Source organism: Aurantimonas sp. 22II-16-19i (genome assembly GCF_002088275.1).
In the GTDB taxonomy this organism is placed as follows: Bacteria; Pseudomonadota; Alphaproteobacteria; order Rhizobiales; family Rhizobiaceae; genus Jiella.
The window spans coordinates 1-1142 of the sequence record NZ_AQQS01000084.1 but is presented as its reverse complement, the minus strand read 5'-3'; the positions used below and the strand labels follow the sequence as shown (position 1 = coordinate 1142).

Genomic DNA, 1142 nt, shown 5'->3' with positions numbered 1-1142 from the left:
CGCGCCGAGGAAGTCGACGGCTGCGTCGTCGACGGAGAAGCTCCAGCGGACATGGCCTTCGCCGTCGCCGGCTCCGGTGCTGTCGTCGGCGATGCCGTCGGTGCCCAGGAGTTCGAAGGTGCCGAGATAGTCGGTATCGCCAGGCTCGAACGTGGCGGTGTGGGTGTCGGTGGCGTCGGGATCGACGAAGGCGATGACGCCGGTGGCCGTCAGCGCGGTGTCATTCTCGCCGTCCGCGCCGTCGACGATCTCGGTGACGGCGCCGTCGCGGGTGCCGAGTTCCAGCCGGTCGACATGCAGCCCGCCGGTGACCGTGACATCGGTGAACCAGCCATAGCGCACGCCGCCCACTTCACCGCCGGCACCGATGGTGTCCGCGGGGTTGCTGAGGGTCTCGGTGAAGACGACGGCGCCCGAGGCGTCGAGAACGTTCATGGTGACGGAAAGCTGGCCGCCGACCTCGTTGAAGACGTGCTGCAGCGTGTACCAGCCGGTGGTCTCGATGACGCCGTGGGTGCCGGTTTCCAGATTCTGGCTCGGCGTGAAGTTGGTGCCGTTGGCGGCGCCGACGAGAAGGTTGCCGGTGCTCTCGTCCTGCGTCACCTGGAAGATGAAGTCGCGCTGGTGATTGCCGTCCGAGCCATTGGCGGCGACGGACCATTCGAAGCCCTCGCCCGTGGCCCAGGCGGTGTCGAGATAGACCATGACCTCGGTGGTCATGCCGTCGACGAATTCGGAGGTATAGCCGCCGAGGCGGGTGAACGGGCCGGTGCCGGCTTCGGTGACGACCGCATGGGAGGTGCCGTCCGGCGAAACGATGCCGCCCGTGCCGGATGCGGCCTGCGTGACCGTGCCGTAGCCGCCGCCGCCGAAGACGCCGTCGGTGCCGGTCTCGAAGGACTGGACGAAGTTGAACACCGGCGCGTCGTTGGTGCCGGTCACCGTGACCGTCACCGTCTCGGTGTCCTCGCCGCCATTGCCGTCGGAGACGGTGTAGGTGAAGCTGTCCGTGGCGAATTCGCCCGCCGCGAGGGAGTCGAACTCGCCCGTCGCGTCATAGGTGAAGGTGCCATTGGCGTTCAGGGTGACGTTGCCGACCGTGCCGGCGGTATCGATCTCGTAGGTGAGGGCCTGCCCCTCCG

Annotated in this window: 1 protein-coding gene; it reads right to left on the bottom strand. The window is 67.9% G+C overall.

Annotated features, from left to right (window positions below; all coding sequences use genetic code 11):
- Window positions 1–1142 (bottom strand): Ig-like domain-containing protein (locus ATO4_RS26690; RefSeq protein ID WP_176223202.1); only part of this gene is annotated, 1142 nt, incomplete at both ends.